Origin of the sequence: Streptomyces sp. NBC_01381, from assembly GCF_026340305.1 — a bacterium.
Lineage (GTDB): Bacteria > Actinomycetota > Actinomycetes > Streptomycetales > Streptomycetaceae > Streptomyces.
This window is the reverse complement of record NZ_JAPEPI010000003.1, coordinates 346,879-362,386: the sequence shown is the minus strand read 5'-3', so window position 1 is coordinate 362,386 and position 15,508 is coordinate 346,879. Positions and strand designations below refer to the sequence as shown.

General features: G+C 71.1%; 15 protein-coding genes and 2 pseudogenes. 11 read left to right on the top strand and 6 right to left on the bottom strand.

The annotated features are described in order from the left end of the window. Window positions 1-202: 202 nt before the first annotated feature. The gene (locus tag OG453_RS39870) at window positions 203-1,399 is read right to left on the bottom strand and encodes a CdaR family transcriptional regulator (protein ID WP_266873606.1); all 1,197 of its coding nucleotides are present in this window, start codon (window positions 1,397-1,399) and stop codon (window positions 203-205) included. Between the two features lie 145 nt (window positions 1,400-1,544). Here OG453_RS39870 and OG453_RS39865 point away from each other — a divergent pair, with 145 nt between their 5' ends. Both OG453_RS39865 and OG453_RS39860 read left to right on the top strand, forming a co-directional pair. Beyond that, a complete protein-coding gene (locus tag OG453_RS39865) occupies window positions 1,545-2,720 on the top strand; it encodes a lactate 2-monooxygenase (RefSeq protein ID WP_266873605.1) in 1,176 nt (391 codons plus the stop codon). Next, window positions 2,717-3,694: a 2-hydroxyacid dehydrogenase gene (locus OG453_RS39860; RefSeq protein WP_266873604.1), complete on the top strand. Its 978-nt coding sequence runs from the start codon at window positions 2,717-2,719 to the stop codon at window positions 3,692-3,694. The genes OG453_RS39865 and OG453_RS39860 overlap by 4 nt, the downstream gene beginning before the upstream one ends. Before the next feature lie 77 nt (window positions 3,695-3,771). Here OG453_RS39860 and OG453_RS39855 read toward each other — a convergent pair whose 3' ends face one another. Both OG453_RS39855 and OG453_RS39850 read right to left on the bottom strand, forming a co-directional pair. Continuing rightward, on the bottom strand, window positions 3,772-4,593 hold the full coding sequence (locus tag OG453_RS39855; protein ID WP_266873603.1) for an endonuclease I family protein: 822 nt from the start codon (window positions 4,591-4,593) through the stop codon (window positions 3,772-3,774). A 173-nt stretch (window positions 4,594-4,766) separates the two neighbouring features. Next, window positions 4,767-5,357: a TetR/AcrR family transcriptional regulator gene (locus tag OG453_RS39850; RefSeq protein WP_266873602.1), complete on the bottom strand. Its 591-nt coding sequence runs from the start codon at window positions 5,355-5,357 to the stop codon at window positions 4,767-4,769. 106 nt (window positions 5,358-5,463) lie between these two features. Between OG453_RS39850 and OG453_RS39845 the strand changes: the two genes are divergently transcribed. Continuing rightward, a complete protein-coding gene (locus OG453_RS39845; RefSeq protein ID WP_266873601.1) occupies window positions 5,464-6,936 on the top strand; it encodes an aldehyde dehydrogenase family protein in 1,473 nt (490 codons plus the stop codon). A gap of 91 nt (window positions 6,937-7,027) precedes the next feature. Here OG453_RS39845 and OG453_RS39840 read toward each other — a convergent pair. Continuing rightward, window positions 7,028-7,320, bottom strand: a pseudogene (locus tag OG453_RS39840) (AzlC family ABC transporter permease); the annotation flags it as partial. A gap of 9 nt (window positions 7,321-7,329) precedes the next feature. Between OG453_RS39840 and OG453_RS39835 the strand changes: the two are divergent. Beyond that, a complete protein-coding gene (locus OG453_RS39835) occupies window positions 7,330-7,485 on the top strand; it encodes a hypothetical protein (protein ID WP_266873913.1) in 156 nt (51 codons plus the stop codon). An 11-nt stretch (window positions 7,486-7,496) separates the two neighbouring features. On the opposite strand, the gene OG453_RS39830 is transcribed toward OG453_RS39835, so the two are convergent. Then, the gene (locus tag OG453_RS39830; RefSeq protein WP_266873600.1) at window positions 7,497-8,693 is read right to left on the bottom strand and encodes an acyl-CoA dehydrogenase family protein; all 1,197 of its coding nucleotides are present in this window, start codon (window positions 8,691-8,693) and stop codon (window positions 7,497-7,499) included. Between the two features lie 205 nt (window positions 8,694-8,898). Between OG453_RS39830 and OG453_RS39825 the strand changes: the two genes are divergently transcribed. The 3 genes from OG453_RS39825 (at window position 8,899) to OG453_RS39815 (ending at window position 10,157) form a co-directional block, all read left to right on the top strand. After that, window positions 8,899-9,120, top strand: a complete 222-nt coding sequence (locus tag OG453_RS39825) for a hypothetical protein (protein WP_266873599.1) — start codon at window positions 8,899-8,901, stop codon at window positions 9,118-9,120. 23 nt (window positions 9,121-9,143) lie between these two features. Next, on the top strand, window positions 9,144-9,584 hold the full coding sequence (locus OG453_RS39820; RefSeq protein ID WP_266873598.1) for a hypothetical protein: 441 nt from the start codon (window positions 9,144-9,146) through the stop codon (window positions 9,582-9,584). A 96-nt stretch (window positions 9,585-9,680) separates the two neighbouring features. Continuing rightward, window positions 9,681-10,157: a carboxymuconolactone decarboxylase family protein gene (locus OG453_RS39815; RefSeq protein ID WP_266873597.1), complete on the top strand. Its 477-nt coding sequence runs from the start codon at window positions 9,681-9,683 to the stop codon at window positions 10,155-10,157. Window positions 10,158-10,247: 90 nt separating this feature from the next. Here OG453_RS39815 and OG453_RS39810 read toward each other — a convergent pair whose 3' ends face one another. Continuing rightward, complete coding sequence (locus OG453_RS39810; protein WP_266873596.1) at window positions 10,248-10,706, bottom strand: Rrf2 family transcriptional regulator; 459 nt, start codon at window positions 10,704-10,706, stop codon at window positions 10,248-10,250. A 171-nt stretch (window positions 10,707-10,877) separates the two neighbouring features. On the opposite strand from OG453_RS39810, the gene OG453_RS39805 reads away from it, so the two are divergent. The 4 genes and pseudogenes from OG453_RS39805 to OG453_RS39790 all read left to right on the top strand — a co-directional run bounded on the left by OG453_RS39805 (window position 10,878) and on the right by OG453_RS39790 (window position 15,430). Further along, complete coding sequence (locus OG453_RS39805; protein ID WP_266873595.1) at window positions 10,878-11,381, top strand: hypothetical protein; 504 nt, start codon at window positions 10,878-10,880, stop codon at window positions 11,379-11,381. Further along, a pseudogene (locus OG453_RS39800) lies at window positions 11,351-12,777 on the top strand (hypothetical protein). The gene OG453_RS39805 and the pseudogene OG453_RS39800 overlap by 31 nt, the downstream one beginning before the upstream one ends. Next, complete coding sequence (locus tag OG453_RS39795) at window positions 12,774-14,228, top strand: VWA domain-containing protein (protein ID WP_266873594.1); 1,455 nt, start codon at window positions 12,774-12,776, stop codon at window positions 14,226-14,228. Before OG453_RS39800 ends, OG453_RS39795 begins: the two are co-directional and overlap by 4 nt. 77 nt (window positions 14,229-14,305) lie before the next feature. Continuing rightward, window positions 14,306-15,430 carry an AAA family ATPase gene (locus OG453_RS39790; protein ID WP_266873593.1) on the top strand — a complete coding sequence of 375 codons (1,125 nt, stop codon included), beginning with the start codon at window positions 14,306-14,308 and terminating at the stop codon, window positions 15,428-15,430. Window positions 15,431-15,508 lie beyond the last annotated feature (78 nt).

Here is a 15,508-nt window from a genome sequence, read left to right as displayed (position 1 = left end):
TTGCGGTGCGCCGACAGGACTCGATGACCGGAGTGGCCGCGGCGCGCACCACCAACTATCGCCGAGGCCGGAGCGACGGTCTTGGACGAATGTTCCCGGCACGGCAGCCGCCGGCAGGGGCACGGGCAAAGCGCACTGGGCCATGCCCGGCGGCGGCCTCGACCCCGGCGAGACGCCTCGGCGCGACAGGGCTGAGGCAGCCCTATCCGTTCCGGCCCCCGAGGGCGATCGTGCGGGCGATGTCCAGGGTGAGGCGCTGCCAAGGATCGCGGGGGTCGCGGGACGTGATGTCGTGGACGCGGCGCAGGCGATAGCGGACGGACTGCGGGTGCAGGTGGAGTTCGCGGGCGGCGGCGTTGGCGGATCCGGTGTCGATGTACGCGGTGAGCGCCTCCAGGAGGTGGCGCTGGGCGCGGTCGACCAGGGGGCCGAGGACGATGCGGCCGATCCGGTCGGGGCTCGTCACGGGGTGCCCGGCCAGGAGCGCGAGGACGTGGGCGTCGGCGTCGGTCAGGACGCGGTCGGGGCGGTGCGCGTGCGGGGGAGCGGAGTCCAGGGCGCCGGCGGCCAGACGGTGCGCGACCGCGACCCGGTCCAGGCTCTCGCCCGAGATGACGCAGCCGCGCCAGCCGTGTCCGCGTAGGACGGCTGGTACGGCGTCGGTGGCGGCCGTCGGGAGGAGCAGGACGGCACGCGAGCCATGGGTCGTCGCCAGTGAGGTCTCCCGGGCCCGGTCGGCGCCGAGGGCCGTAAGGAGGGCCGTCGATGTGTGCAGGGAGAGGTCGGAGGCGCCGCCGTCCTGGGGCGCGGCGTCCACCGGTTCGGCCACCAACAGGCAGTAGCGCTCCGGGAGTTGGATACCCAGGCGCGTCGCCCGGTCCGTCAGCGCGCCGAGCGACGCGTGGCGGCCTGCGATCAGGTCGTCGAGCAGCAACTGCAGCGCACGGTCGCGGTCACCCGTGAGGCGCTGGCTGGTGTCCGCGTACGCCGCGGTCATCTCCTCGGACAGCGTGTCCATGGCGGTGAGCAGCAGTCGGGTGAGGGCGAAGGCGTCCTTCGCGGACAGCTGCGGGGCGCGGGCGGCCACCTCGTCGGCGAGCACCGCCGCCGCGACCCGGTAGGCGCGCAGCACGGCCTGCAAGGGGCGGCCGTCCGCCGCCCGTGCCGCCGCGATCCCCCGGAAGCGCCGCAGATCGGCCGCGTCGATCGCGCCGCCCGTCACCCAGTGATCGAGCAGCCGGTCGTTCGCCCAGGCCGCGATGGCGCGCACCTCGGGGAACCGGCTGCCGTCGAGGGCGGTGTACGCCGGAACCTGCTCGTGCACCGCGTCGACGACGGCCTCGACAAGCCGGGGGTCGGACAGCAGCTCCTGCCGGACGCGTTCGCGCTTGTTTGTCACGGGGTGCTTGTTTGTCACAGGGTGATGGTCCCATCGGAAAAAGGTGCGTACGGGCATGGACGGCGCTTGTCACTGTGGCAAGGATCGACGGGTAGACAGCGCGCAGTCTCACGGACACCGACGGACACCGGACGGGACCCACCACATGACGCCTTCGCCGCACTGGGCGGACTTCCAGTACGAGATCTATCTCAACGGCATGACCGGGGCGGTGCCCCGCCTGCCCACCGATCTGACCCGCCTGGAGGAGCTGACCGGGCAGCGGCTCGGGCCCGGCCCCGTCGGCTATGTCGCGGGCAGCGCCGGCAACGGCAGCACCGCCCGCGCCAACCGCGAGGCGCTCGAGCGGCGCCGGATCGTGCCGCGCATGCTGCGCGACGTACACGAACGTGATCTGTCCGTGGAGGTGCTCGGGCACCAACTGCCCGCCCCGCTCGCCCTCGCGCCCGTCGGCGTCCTGTCGATCATGCACCCGGAGGGCGAGTCCGCCGCCGCCCGCGCGGCCGCGGCCCGTGGCGTGCCCTACATCCTGTCCTCGGCGTCCAGCACGCCGATGGAGCAGGTCGCCAAGGAGATGGGCGACGCGCAGCGGTGGTTCCAGCTGTACTGGGCCAAGGACCGTGACGTCACCAAGAGCTTCCTGGACCGGGCGAAGGCCGCCGGGTTCACCGCGCTGTTCGTCACGCTCGACACCCCGCTGCTCGCTTGGCGGCCGCGCGATCTCGACCAGGCGTACCTGCCCTTCCTGCACGGCGTGGGCACCGCCAACTACTTCAGCGACCCGGCGTTCCAGGCGGGCCTCGCCAAGCCGGTGCACGAGGACCCGAACGCGGCCGTGATGCATTTCGTGGGCATGTTCGCGGACCCCGCGAAGACCTGGCCCGACCTGCAGTTCCTGCGGGAGAACTGGGACGGACCGATCGTCCTGAAGGGCATCCTGCACCCGGACGACGCGCGCCGCGCCGCCGACGTGGGCATGGACGGCGTGGTGGTCTCCAACCACGGCGGCCGCCAGGTCGCGGGCTCCGTGGCGGCCGCCGACGCCCTGCCGCGCGTGGTGGAGGCGGTCGGCGACCGGCTCACCGTGCTGTTCGACAGCGGGATCCGCACCGGTGACGACATCTTCAAGGCGCTCGCACTGGGCGCCAAGTCCGTACTGGTGGGACGGCCGTACGCCTATGGCCTCGGCCTGGACGGCCAGGCGGGCGTCGACCACGTGATCCGCTGTCTGCTCGCCGAGCTCGACCTCACGCTGGCCCTGTCCGGGCACGCCGGGCCCGCATCCCTCACCCCCGACGACCTGATCGAGGAGACCGCATGACCGCCGTGAAGAACGTCCTGGCCATCGTCTCGCCGCACGTGGGCGGCCGCGCCGCCGGAGGGGCACTCGCCGGGCTCCTTCCCCCGTCGGCCCACGTCACCGTCGTGGAGGCGGCCGACGAGGACCCAGCGGCCCTCCGCGAGGCGCACATCATCGTCACGGGCCTGGCTCCCGTGACCGCCGAGCACATCGCGGCGGCACCCGGCCTCGAGGTCATCCAGTGCGCGAGCCACGGCTTCGACTACGTCGATCTGGACGCGGCCCGCGCCCGTTCCGTAGCCGTCTGCTCGATCGGCTCCAGCGGCGCCGAGAAGCAGAACGTCGCCGAGCAGACCTTCGCCCTCATGCTGGCCCTGGCCAAGCAGCTGATCCCGGCGCACACCGCGCTGACCGAGGCCGACTGGGCGCTGCCCCGCCTTCAGCAGTCCATCACGGAGCTGTCCGGCAAGACGCTGGGCATCGTGGGGCTCGGCCACATCGGCGAGGAAGTCGCGCGCCGCGCGGTCGTGTTCGACATGTCCATCGTCTACGCCGGACCGAGCTCGGTGGGCGCGGAGACGGAGGCCCGCCTCGGCGGCGCGCGTCACGTCGAGCTCGATGAGCTCCTGCGTACATCCGACTACGTAACCCTGCACGCCCCGCTGAACGACAAGACACGCCACCTCCTGGACGCCGAGCGCCTCGCCCTCCTGAAGCCGACGGCCTTCGTCGTCAACACGGCCCGCGGCGCGCTCATCGACCAGGACGCCCTCGCCGACGCGCTCACGGCCGGCACGCTGGCCGGGGCGGGCATCGACGTGTTCGACCCGGAGCCGCCCACCGCCGCTCTGCGGCTGCTCAAGGCGCCGAACGTGGTGCTCTCCCCGCATGTCGCGGGCGTCACGCGCGAGACGCTGGTCCGCATCGGCCTCGCCGCGATCCAGAACGTGGCGGGTCACCTGGAGGGCAAACCGCTGGCAGACGTGGTCTCCTGACGCCACGTCAGCCGAAGTGGGGCGGTGGCGCGTGCTCCGGGAGCCGGGCCCGCGCACCGCCCCACATCGGCAGGGGTTCACCAGATCGCTTCGACCCACTCGGGGTGATCGATGAACGGGTTCCGGTTGTGCTGGAACTGGTCGAAGATGACGTCGTTGCGGTTCTTCTCGAACGCGTCCGGCGGGTCCTCGTCGCTCCACTGCTTGAGCACGGAGAGCCGCCCGATGGCGGGCGCGCTGCCGTTGTCGACCTTGTCGTTGGGCTCGAGGTCGGCGAAGCCGTCCTCGCCGTCGTAGCGCACGGCCATGTACAGGATCATGCGGGCCACATCGCCCTTGACGGCGTCACGGGGCTCGAAGGAGTCGGAGTCCGTGAAGTTGCCGGGCGCCTCGCCGACCGCGCTGCCGCCGTTGTCGAAGTCCTTGTTGCCGCGCGTGCTGTTGACCGACACGTCCTCGGGACGCAGGTGGTGGATGTCGGTGCCGGGTCCCGTCGCGGTGCCGAAGTCGCCGTGGGACTTGGCCCACACGTGCTCGCGGTTCCACTGGTCCGGGTCGCCGCCGTTGCTGCCCTTGCTCTGCGAGCGGTTGGTGTAGAGAAGGAGCACGTTGCTGCTGTTGGCCGGATCCTCGTCGGTGACCTTGAGCGCGTCCCAGACCTGGTCGTACGAGAGCTTGGTCTGGTCGCTGATGATCGTGTGCAGGGCGCTCTTCAGCTCGGGCCCGGTCTTGCCGAGCGCGTCCTGGTAGTACGTGTCGTCATAGGCGCTGACGGGTGCGGCGCCCGGCGTGGGGGCCGAGGTCGCGGCGTCGGCGGCGGCCGGGACGGTGATCCCGACGAGAAGCGCGGCGGCCGTCATCGCGAGGGGTTTCCAGCGACGTATATGAGGGACGGGCATGTGGGGGGTGTCCTCTCCCGGAGGCTCGGGCGGACCGCGGATCCCCTCCAACGGGACCCGCGATCTACGCGAGTTGACAAGTGGGCCAACGGGAGAGTGGCACGGGTGAGCGCATCACTGTATGAACGTTGTGCGTCGACTGTGTGACGATGTCATGGACGGGACAAACGACCTCAAGTGGCGCGTACGCCGTCGAGTACGGCGGCGACGGTCCGGCGGGCGAAGTCCTCGTCCAGTGGCAGGCGGCGGAAGACCGCGCGCAGCCAGACCGCACCCGCCAGCAGGTCCATCAGGAGCATCGTGTCGGTGCCGGGCGGCAGTTCGCCCCGTTCGACGGCGCGGTCGACCACCGCCTGCTCGCGGGCGAGGCGGTCGGCGAAGAAGTCCCTGATGTACGTCGCGAGTCCCGCGTCGCCGAGCGCGGCGCCCAGCACGGCCCGCGCGACCGACCCCGAGGGCTGTCCGGTCAGCAGCTTGATGAGGTTGTCGACCAGTTGCTCCAGGTCCCCGCGGAGATCTCCCGTGTCGGGCATGGGCAGTTCGAGGAGCGGCGCGTCGATCATCGCCGCGCCGAGCAGCGCCGACTTGGAGGGCCACCAGCGGTAGATCGTCGTCTTGTTGACGCCGGACTCCTCGGCGATGCCCTCGATCGTCATGGATGCGAAGCCGTCGCGTGCCAGCGCCCGCAGAGTGGCGTCGAAGATCTGCCGCTTGCGGCGCGGCCCACTGCCCGGTGCGGGCTGCGGGCGCTGATTCGTCGTCATGCCCCGGAGCCTAATGCAACACAACGGTGCGTTGCATATGGGTGGTTGGGCGGCTACGGTCGTTTCAAACGCAACGCACCGTTGCATTCCGAGGAGGGGGACTGCCGTGGGACAGGAACTACTCGCTGACGGGGCACAGGGGTTGGGCGCGGCCGAGACCAAGACCGAGACCAAGGCCGAGACCAAGACCGACACCAAGGCCGAGACCGAGGACGTCACCGGCACGGTCGGCCGGTTGCGTGCGACCTTCGACGCGGGCCGTACGCGTCCGACGGCCTGGCGACGCCGTCAACTGCGAGCTCTGCGTGCCCTGTTGACCGAGCAGGCCCCGGTGTTCGCAGAGGCGCTCGCCGCCGACCTGGGCAAGAGCCCGGTGGAGACGCACACTTCGGAGCTGGGCCTCGTCGTCAACGAGATCGATCACACGCTGCGCCACCTGGAGCGCTGGCTGCGCCCGCGCCGTGTCGCCGTACCGGTGCCGATGCTCCCGGCCCGCGCCCGGACGGTGCGCGAACCGCTCGGCGTGGTCCTGGTCATCAGCCCGTGGAACTACCCGGTGATGCTCGCCCTCGCGCCGATGGTGGGCGCCCTGGCCGCGGGCAACTGCGTCGTGCTCAAGCCGAGCGAACTGGCCCCCGCGACCTCCGCCGCACTGGCCCGGCTCCTGCCCCGCTACCTCGACCCGGACGCGGTCGCGGTCGTCGAGGGCGCCGCCGAGCGCACCACCCGGCTCCTTGAGCAGCGCTTCGACCACATCCTCTATACGGGCAACGGCACGGTCGGCCGGATCGTCATGACGGCCGCCGCCCGCCACCTCACCCCGGTCACCCTCGAACTGGGCGGCAAATGCCCGGCCCTTGTCGAGCCGGGCACCGATCTGGCCGCCGCCGCACGCCGGATCGCCTGGGGCAAGTTCCTCAACGCCGGACAGAGCTGCACCGCCCCCGACTACGTCCTGGCCATCGGAGGTACCGCGGGCCCCTTGGCGGACCACATCGCCGACGCCATCACCTCGATGTACGGCGCGGACCCCGCCCGCAGCCCCGACTACGGCCGCATCGTCAACGAACGCCACTTCGACCGGCTCACCGCCCTGCTCGGCGACGGCCGCGTGGTCACCGGCGGCACGCACGACCGCGCATCGCGCTACCTCGCCCCCACGGTGCTCGCCGACGTCGACCCGGCCGCCCCCGTGATGGACGGGGAGATCTTCGGCCCCGTCCTGCCGGTCCTTTCGGTGCCCGACCTGGACTCGGCCATCGCGTTCGTGAACGCCCGCCCGAAGCCGCTCGCCGTCTACGCCTTCACGCCCCACCGGCGGACCCGGCGCCGACTGCTGGCCGAGACCTCTTCGGGGGCGGTCGGCTTCGGGCTCCCCAACGCCCATATCACCATGCCGGGCCTGCCGTTCGGCGGCGTGGGCGAGAGCGGCATCGGCAGCTATCACGGCCGGTACTCGATCGAGGCGTTCAGCCACACCAAGGCCGTCCTCGACAAGCCGCTGCTTCCCGACACGGTACGGGCCGTCTACCCGCCCTTCACGGCTGCGAAGGAACGGCTGATCCGCCGCTTCATGTGAGCGGCGGGACGCGTCACCGGGCGAAGACCGTACTGGTCAGGATCACATGGGCAGTTGTGCCGCCGAGGATGCTGAGGAGCGCGTTGCGGCGCCACAGGTGCAGGCAGTAGGCGACCAGGATCACCATGACGCCGGCGGGTATCCAGGCGGCGGTCAGCGCGTACGCCTCGTCGGTGAGCGCGAAGGTGCCGTACGCCTGGCCGAGGCGGCCGGTCACCCGGTGCAGGGGGAAGGACAGGGCGTAGAACACGTGCCGGACGTTCACCATGAAGGCGGTGGCGGCGATCGTAACCAGCGGGGCGGCGGCGGTGACCAGGCCGATGAGCAGGAGGGCTCGAACGATCCGGCGTAGACGTCGTCGCCGGGTACCGGGCCGTCATCGATCCCGAAGCTTTGGGCCGGGGCCTTGAAGTCCTCGTCGACGTCGAGGTCAGCGCCACCGACCGCGAGGCCTATGAAGCGTTCATCACCGGCAAGCTCAGCGGTCTGCCCGCCGTGCTGCGCCTCGAATCCCACCTCACCATGAAGAAGATCAAGGCGGACGGCTGATCGTGGGGCGCCTACTGAAGTCCGTTGAGGTAGTGCTCGCCGATGTCGCGGAGCCGGTGCGCCGCGGAGCCGTGCGCGGTCAGGGCGCGGGCGTTGCGCCAGAAGCGGTCGAGGCCGGGGTCGGTCACCAGGGCCGGGGCGTCGGCGGTGAGTTCGAGGACGCGGGTCGTGATGTGCAGGGCGGAATCTGCGGTGACCGCTTCGGCCGCGTCGACGAGGAACGCGATGTCGGCGCGCTCGTCCGCACCGAGCGCGGGGCCCTCCGCAAGACCGCGCGCCATGGCCTCCGCCGCACGGTCCACCACCGCGCCCGCACTGTGGACGGACGTCGCCAACTCCCCGTAGGCGAGGAGCAGATAGGGATCGGCGGGCGGTGTCCCGTACTGCGCGCCGCTGTCGGCATCCGTCGACGGGCGGGCGCGCGGCAGGGCGCGGCTGATGTCCCGTGCCTCGGCCAGGGCGCCCTCCGCGTTGCCCAGGCCGACGTGGACGAGCAGCAGGCGACGGGCCAGCGGAGCGAGCGCGGTGAACGGCGAGATCTCGTGCTCGTCCACCGGAACGCCGCCGAGCACCTGGTGCGCCGCCACCGGTACGTCGTCGTAGCTGACCCCGCCCGCCCCGCTCAGGCGCTGGCCGAGCAGATCGTGCGCCGGCTCGGCCGACACTCCGGGGTGGGCCGGGTCCACATGGACGACCACCCATGCGCCGCTGTCCGTGCGCCGCGCCGTGTGGACGAGCCGGTCGGCGACGGCGACGCCCGCGGTCAGGGGCCGCCGGCCGTTGAGGACGTACCCGTCGGTGGCCGGCGTGAGCGCGAGCCCGGTGCTCGTCTGCGCGTCCGGCAGGTCGATGTCACCGCCCCAGAGCCACTGCTCCTGTACGGCGCGCAGTGCGAGCGCGGCAGCGTCCTCGGCCGTGCCGAAGAGCCGCGGACTCCACGACAGGGCGTGGTGGTGCGCGAGGAGTTCGGCGATGGAGCTGTCAGCCGCCGCGATGTCCCTGACCGCCGAACACGCCGTGCGCCAGTCGACGCCGCGGCCGTCCGGGCCGGGCGGCGTCAGGAGCGCGGGCAGTCCCGCCTCGCGCAGCCGGGAGACCTCGTCGAACGGAGGCTTGCCCGCCCGGTCGCGCAGGTCCGCGTCGACGGCGAGGTCGTCGGCGAGTTCCCGGACGACGCGCGGCGAGGCGGAGGGGATCAGCGTTGTCACGAGGACGCCTCACAGATTCCTAGTTTCCCTACCTGATTGATAGGAATAGTGGATCTGAACTCCCGCTGCGGCAAGGGGGTGTTCAAGGTATGGACCGACGCGTCTCGATCTCTGGGACTCCGGGGAGCGTGCCTGCCTTCGCATCACGTCGAGACCCACCGAAATTCGGTTACGGAACCGCGGCCCGGATGCCTAGCATCCGACCATGCCAAGACCCTCCGGTTTCGCCTACGAGCAGCATTCCGACGCCGGCGTGACGATCACCCACCACGGCCGCCCGGCCGGCACGCTGCGAGGCGCGCGCGCCGAGAAGTTCCTCGCCGAGGTCGAGTCGGGCGACGCCCAACTGGTGATGGCCCGTTGGACCGGTGCCTACAAGCACGGCAATGAACGTACGGCGCGCAATCACCCGCGCAACCGGCGCTAGCGGAGAGAGGTGGGGGGCGGGTCGTGGGACTGATCGAACGGCTGTGGGCGGCAGGGGAGATGCCGTTCCGTGACGGCCTCTACCGGCCGGACGACACCGGCCTGGAGCTGCACGTGGACGGCCCCGGGGCCTATCACCCGGACGCCGGGCAGCCGATCCCCTTCCGTCTCGGTGGGTCCGTCGACGTGGCCTTGGCCGTCGCGGAGGACGGCTGTACCGAGGTGCACCCCAACTTCGAGAGCCCGCTGCCGGACGGGGCGGGATGGATGTCCGGCGGGGGCAGCGGGATGGGCAACATCGGCTACCTCGCCCGCCTCGACGCCGACCGCTCCTTGCGATGGATCGCCGTCATGTTCTGCTCCAACCCGTTCGTGGGTGTGCGCCACGAAGGGGCGACCGCCGTCTTCACCAACGACTGGCGAAACTGTCTGACCCTCGACCTGACCGTGCCCGCCCTCGCCTGACCGGCAGGGAGACGCACGTCACATTCGGCCATGTCGATTCCCGCCGGGCCGCCTCGTGTAGGAGGTGTAACCGCCACCAACGGCCAAGGAGTCACCATGGAAGCCCGCTTGAACCTCTTCGGCACCCCGCTCGTCGCCAAGTCCTTGGGGCACATCGCGTCGGCGAGCCAGGTGATCATGACGGAGTCGACGCTGTCGGCCGCGACTCAGGAGCTGGTCAAGCTGCGCGCCAGCCAGATCAACGGCTGCGCCTACTGCACCGACATGCACACCAAGGACGCCGCGCACGCGGGGGAGAGCGCGACGCGCCTCAACCTGGTCGCGGTCTGGCGTGAGGCCAAGGTGTTCACCGACGCCGAGCGTGCCGCCCTGGAGCTGACAGAACAGGGCTCCCGTATCGCGGACACCGGGGGCGGGGTCACCGACGAGGCATGGGCGAACGCCGCCAAGCACTACGACGAGGAACAGCTCGGCGCGCTGGTGTCGACCATTGCCCTCATCAACGCCGCCAACCGCCTTGGCGTCATCACCCGGCAGCAGGGCGGCGATTACCGGCCCGGACGGTCCGCGTAACAAGGAGGAGCAGCAGCACACGCCCTGGGCACCGGTCGTCATCGGAGCCCGGGGCGTTGTGCTGCTTCCCCAGGGGAGTGCGGCGTCGGGCTAAGGGTTCGTCCAAGCCGCCGGGTCCTCGGCGAGCGCCGTGACCTGGGCCGGGAGTTCGGCCGCCGCGACATCGGCCAGCGAGACGCCCTCGAGGATCTGGCGGACATTGGCCCGCAGCGCGATCCACAGCGGAAGCAGCGACTCGGCGGGCCCGCTGTAGGCCAGCTCCGGCGGGCGGACTCCCCGCACCGACACCAGCGGCCCCTCCACGACACGGATCACATCCGCGATGCTGATGGAGTCGGCGGGCCTGGCCAGGCGATAGCCGCCGTTGCCGCCGCGCTGGCTGAGAACGAGCCCTCCGCGGCGCATGTCGTTGAGGATGCCCTCCAGGAACTTGTGCGGGATCTCTTGAGCGTCCGCGATGGCCTCGGCCTTCAAGGGCCCGTCGTCCTGGCACGCGGCGAGTTGCAGCGCGGCACGTACCGCGTAGTCCGCCCTGGCTGAGATCCGCATGGCCGCATTATGGTGCACCGCCCCGAACGGAACGCATCGCCCCAGGTCACGCGGGCGCGACCGCCGGGTGTCCGACGTCCGCGATCAGCGTTTGTCAGTGGTCGCCAGTAAGTTCATTGGTGTCCCGCCGATCCGGCGTGGACGTCCCTTTGGCGTGGAGGAGTTGGTGTGGTGTCAGTTTGGGAGAGGTCGAGCACGGCGCGCGTGACAGCGCCCGCGCGGCCACGGAAGCTCGCCAAGGTCCCGTTCGTCGAACTGGCCGACGGACGCCTGCAGGGCGTGGTGTCCAGCGGCTCGGACATCGGCCGGGTCTACGTCTCGTCGATCGCGGCCGGGACGTACGCGTTCGCGTGCAGCACCAACAACAACCGGCCCTGCGGCGGCGCCCGCGGCTCGTTCTGCAACCACATCCGGGCGCTCGTCGGCGAGGCCGTGCTGCAGTACGGCGCCGAGCGCGTCGCCCGCTATCTGAAGGTGGAGGCCGCCGACGGCGAGCCGAGCGCGCACTCCCTAACCTACGAGATGAGCGGCACCCGCCCGTCGCAGGGGGACACCACGGCCGCCGCGCCCGTCTTCAGCCGGTTCCTGCGTCACCTGGCCTACCTGGAACTCGCCCCGAGCACCGCGCCGTTGCCCGAGATGCAGTGGTTCCCGCCGACCAGGGCGGTGGCCTGATGCGCGCCGATCTGCTCGCCGAGGACGCCGAGGACATTGCCGGGCTCGACGAGGCCCTCGAGGCCGTCGACGCCTTCGACCAGGCACTCGTCACCGGTCTGCTCCGTCCGCAGCCCGCCCAGGCCGCAGGTCTGACGCGGCTCGCCCACGCCGTCGCGGGATCGCCCTTGTCGGCGCGTGTCGCCGAGGCCGCCGAGAAGGCGGCCGCCGGATCCGCGAGCGAGGACCACTTCGTCGCACTGGCCGCGGCCCGCACCGCACTGCTCGGCTCCGTCCACGACGCCCTGCTCACCCGCGTCGAGGAGGCGACCGGACGCCCCCGCGGCGAGCAGACCGCGTCGGCGCCCGGAGGGCAGCAGGCGGCGAACGTCCTTGCCGCCGCCCGCTCCTGGCTCTCCGACCTGGCACGCGCCGGGTGGCAGGGCATCGACCACGAGCTGATCTCCGGCGCGGCGCAGGTCGTCTCGCGATGCTCCCGGATCCGGCCCTGCGCCGCCCGGCCACCATCCTGGACGGCTTCGCCGCCGAACTCGCCGCGTCCTGCCCGGGCGTGACCCTGGAACGTATTCCGGTACGCCGCTGGGCCGACCTCTGGTCGCGCGCGATGCTCCTCACCGTGCCCGGAGCGGCCGATGCCCCGGCGACCGGCATGGCCACCGGCCGTCTGCTGCCCCTCGGCGTCGACGTGCAGGAACATGCGACCGCCGTACAGGCCCAGGTCCACGCGGTGTTCGAGCCCGCCGACGGCAGTACGCCCCGCCTGGTGCGGGCCAGTGCCTCGGCGCCGAAGCCCGACACGGTCGTCGGAGCCGGCCTCTGGCAGCTGCTCCGCCCGCATCTGTCGCTCCTCGCGGCGCTCGGCGACGGCCGCTCGATGGACCTCACCGACATGCCGGTCACCGCCGACGGCGACCTGATCTGGAGCGACGAGCACGCCCGCGCGGGCGAGCCCGCGGACGCCTTCGCCACCGCCCGCGTTGCCCTGCCCACCGCCACGGAGGCGCCGACGGCACCCCTGGACCGGCATCCGGCGCGCATCGCCGTCCCGGTGTTCCTGGAGGGGTACGCGGCGCAGGAGGACGACGAGGCGCTGACGTTCACTGTGGCCGGACAGCCGCTGGCCGTCGACACCGACCGCATTCCGGCCGCGGGACCGCTCACTCCCAAGGCCGTCGCCGCATCCGGCGCGTGCATCGGACTGCTCCGCTGGGACGCCGGGGCGTACCGCCTGCAGCCGCTGGCCGTGGAGACGACCGTACGGAAGAAGGCCGTGGCGATCCACGCCGGGGGATGGGCGGGCGGCACGACCGACAAGGGCGGGGTCAAGGCCGAGAAGGCCGCTACCGACGCGGTGGCCGTGCTGCGGGAGCGCGCGGGAAGGCTGCTGCGGAAATGACGGACCACACGACCGGGCAGCTGCCCACTCCTGAGGCCGACCCCCACGACAACCGCAGGCAGGTCCTGTACTGGCGGCTCCTCGCCCGGCTCTTCGACCCCGAGGAGCAGGCCACACTGGAGTCGGCGAGTCTCGCCGTCGTCGAGGACATCGGACTGCCGTCGGCGCTCCTGGACCCGGGGGCCTCCGTCGACTCGATCGTGCAGCGCCACCCGGAACTGGCCGCGGAGTTTGATGGGTTGATGGCACCCGAACCCGGGCATGACGGTGCCCGCGACCGGGCCGCCGAGGTGCGGCGCGCCGCCCTGGTGTCGAAGACGCTGCTTAATGTGTTCGCCACCGGATCCGGCACGGTCACCGCCGGACAGCTGGCGCGGTGGCAGTCCGACGCGGGCTGGCTGGAGCGCGCGCTCGGCTGCAAGCCCGGCGATCTGCGGGGCGGGCGGGCCGGCGGAGGTTCAGGGGCAGGAGCAGGAGCAGCGACCGGCGGCGGGGGACAGGGCGTCAGCCCGACCGGCACCGGCGGAGGCGGCACGACCCCCGACCTCAGCAGGCTCATCCCGGCGATCGGCCCGGAACTGGGCTCGATCGAGGCCGACCTGGTCAAGCGCATGCACCTGCGGGAGGTCCTCGCCGATCCGAAGCTCGCCTCGCAGCTGACGCCGAGCATGTCGCTCATCGAGCAGCTGCTGCGGGACAAGGACAACCTCTCGGGTGTGGCCCTGGCCAACGCCAAGGCGCTGATCCGCCGCTTCGTCGACGAGGTCGCCGAAGTCCTGCGCACCCAGGTGGAGAAGGCCACCGTAGGCGCCATCGACCGCTCCGTGCCGCCCAAGCGGGTGTTCCGCAACCTCGACCTCGACCGCACCATCTGGAAGAACCTCACCAACTGGAGCCCGGAGGAGGAGCGGCTGTACGTCGACCGCCTCTACTACCGGCACACCGCCCGCAAGACGACGCCCCAGCGGCTGATCGTCGTCGTGGACCAGTCGGGCTCGATGGTCGACTCGATGGTGAACTGCACCATCCTGGCGTCGATCTTCGCCGGGCTGCCCAAGGTGGACGTCCACCTCATCGCGTACGACACCCAGGCGCTCGACCTCACGCCCTGGGTGCACGATCCCTTCGAGACGCTCCTTCGCACCCAGCTCGGCGGCGGCACCGACGGCACGGTCGCCATGGCGCTTGCGCAGCCGAAGATCGCCGAGCCCCGCAACACCGTCGTCGTGTGGATCTCCGACTTCTACGAGTGGCGGAGCGAGCCGCTGTTCGAGTCCATGGCGGCCATCCACCGCTCGGGCGCCAAGTTCATCCCCGTCGGCTCGGTGACCAGCTCCGGCCGCGGCAGCGTCAACCCGTGGTTCCGCGAGCGGTTCAAGGACCTCGGTGCGCCGGTGCTCTCCGGCCACATAAAGAAGCTCGTCCACGAGCTCAAGACGTTCCTCGCCTGACGCTCCAGGCTGGACGCCCGCCTGCGGCGCCGAAAGCTCCCCCCTTTACCTGAACCCTTTTCGAGGAAGGCCCTGCCATGTCCGATGTGTTGCGCGCCCCTGCCGAGCTCAAGTACGCCGAGGAGCTTGACTGGCTCGAGTCCGTCGACGACAACCCCAAGCCCTTCTCCTGGCGGCTGTCCCCGAAGATGGTCCGCCTGTTCGTCCTTGGCTCCGAGCGCTCCGACGGCCTGGACCGGAAGATCTCGCAGAAGTGGTTCGGCGACCGCAGCTTCGTCGAGCGCTCCATCGTCACGCTGGCCTCCGACCGCGGGCTGCTGCTCATCGGCGACCCCGGCACCGGCAAGAGCTGGCTCGCCGAGCTGCTCTCCGCGGCGATCAGCCGCAATTCCACGCAGGTGGTGCAGGGCACGGCCGGCACCACCGAGGACCACATCAAGTACTCGTGGAACGTGTCCATGGTCATCGCCAAGGGCCAGTCGCGGGAGTCGATGATCCCCTCGCCGATCATGACGGCGATGGAGACCGGCACGATCGGCCGCTTCGAGGAACTGACCCGTTCCACCAGCGACGTACAGGACGCGCTGATCTCGATCCTGTCCGAGAAGTACATCTCCGTACCGGAGTTGGGCAGCGACGCGGACAGCGACAACATCGTCTTCGCCAAGCCCGGCTTCTCCATCATCGCCACCGCCAACAGCCGTGACCGCGGCGTCAACGACCTGTCGTCGGCCCTCAAGCGCCGCTTCAACTTCGTCCGCATCCCGGTCGTGACGAACAAGAAGAGCGAGACGGAGATCGTCCGCTTCCGCACCGAGGAACTGCTGCGCCGCCACCAGATCGACCTGGACGTGCCGCCGACACTGCTCGACGTACTGCTGCAGAGCTTCGCCGACCTGCGCGCCTCGTCGGCCGCGGCCGCGAGCGACGACGAGAAGCTGGAGTCCGCCCTGTCCACCGCAGAACAGATCGGCGTGCTTGAAGACGCCATCCTGCACAGCAACTTCTTCGGCGAGCAGGCCCTGACCGCGCACACGCTGGCCTCCTCGCTCGTCGGGTCGCTGGCCCGGCGCGAGCCCGAGGACCTGGCCATACTCAACAAGTATCTGCACGGCGTCGTCGAGCCGCGCAGCAAGGAAGTCGGCGGATCCTGGCCGGAGTTCCTGGAGGGCGGCCGCGACGCGATCGCCACCCTGTCATGAGCGGCACCCAGGCGAGCAACCACGTGAGCACTCAACCGAGCACCCACGACGGAACTCAAGCGAGCACCCACGACGGCA

Excerpts from the sequence above, each read along its gene's own strand:
- OG453_RS39815 (WP_266873597.1), top strand. The coding sequence starts at position 9,681 with ATGGAAGCCCGCTTGAACCTCTTCGGCACCCCGCTCGTCGCCAAGTCC.
- OG453_RS39855 (WP_266873603.1), bottom strand. The coding sequence starts at position 4,593 with ATGCCCGTCCCTCATATACGTCGCTGGAAACCCCTCGCGATGACGGCC.
- OG453_RS39795 (WP_266873594.1), top strand. The coding sequence starts at position 12,774 with ATGACGGACCACACGACCGGGCAGCTGCCCACTCCTGAGGCCGACCCC.
- OG453_RS39865 (WP_266873605.1), top strand. The coding sequence starts at position 1,545 with ATGACGCCTTCGCCGCACTGGGCGGACTTCCAGTACGAGATCTATCTC.
- OG453_RS39790 (WP_266873593.1), top strand. The coding sequence starts at position 14,306 with ATGTCCGATGTGTTGCGCGCCCCTGCCGAGCTCAAGTACGCCGAGGAG.
- OG453_RS39825 (WP_266873599.1), top strand. The coding sequence starts at position 8,899 with ATGCCAAGACCCTCCGGTTTCGCCTACGAGCAGCATTCCGACGCCGGC.
- OG453_RS39860 (WP_266873604.1), top strand. The coding sequence starts at position 2,717 with ATGACCGCCGTGAAGAACGTCCTGGCCATCGTCTCGCCGCACGTGGGC.
- OG453_RS39810 (WP_266873596.1), bottom strand. The coding sequence starts at position 10,706 with ATGCGGATCTCAGCCAGGGCGGACTACGCGGTACGTGCCGCGCTGCAA.
- OG453_RS39850 (WP_266873602.1), bottom strand. The coding sequence starts at position 5,357 with ATGACGACGAATCAGCGCCCGCAGCCCGCACCGGGCAGTGGGCCGCGC.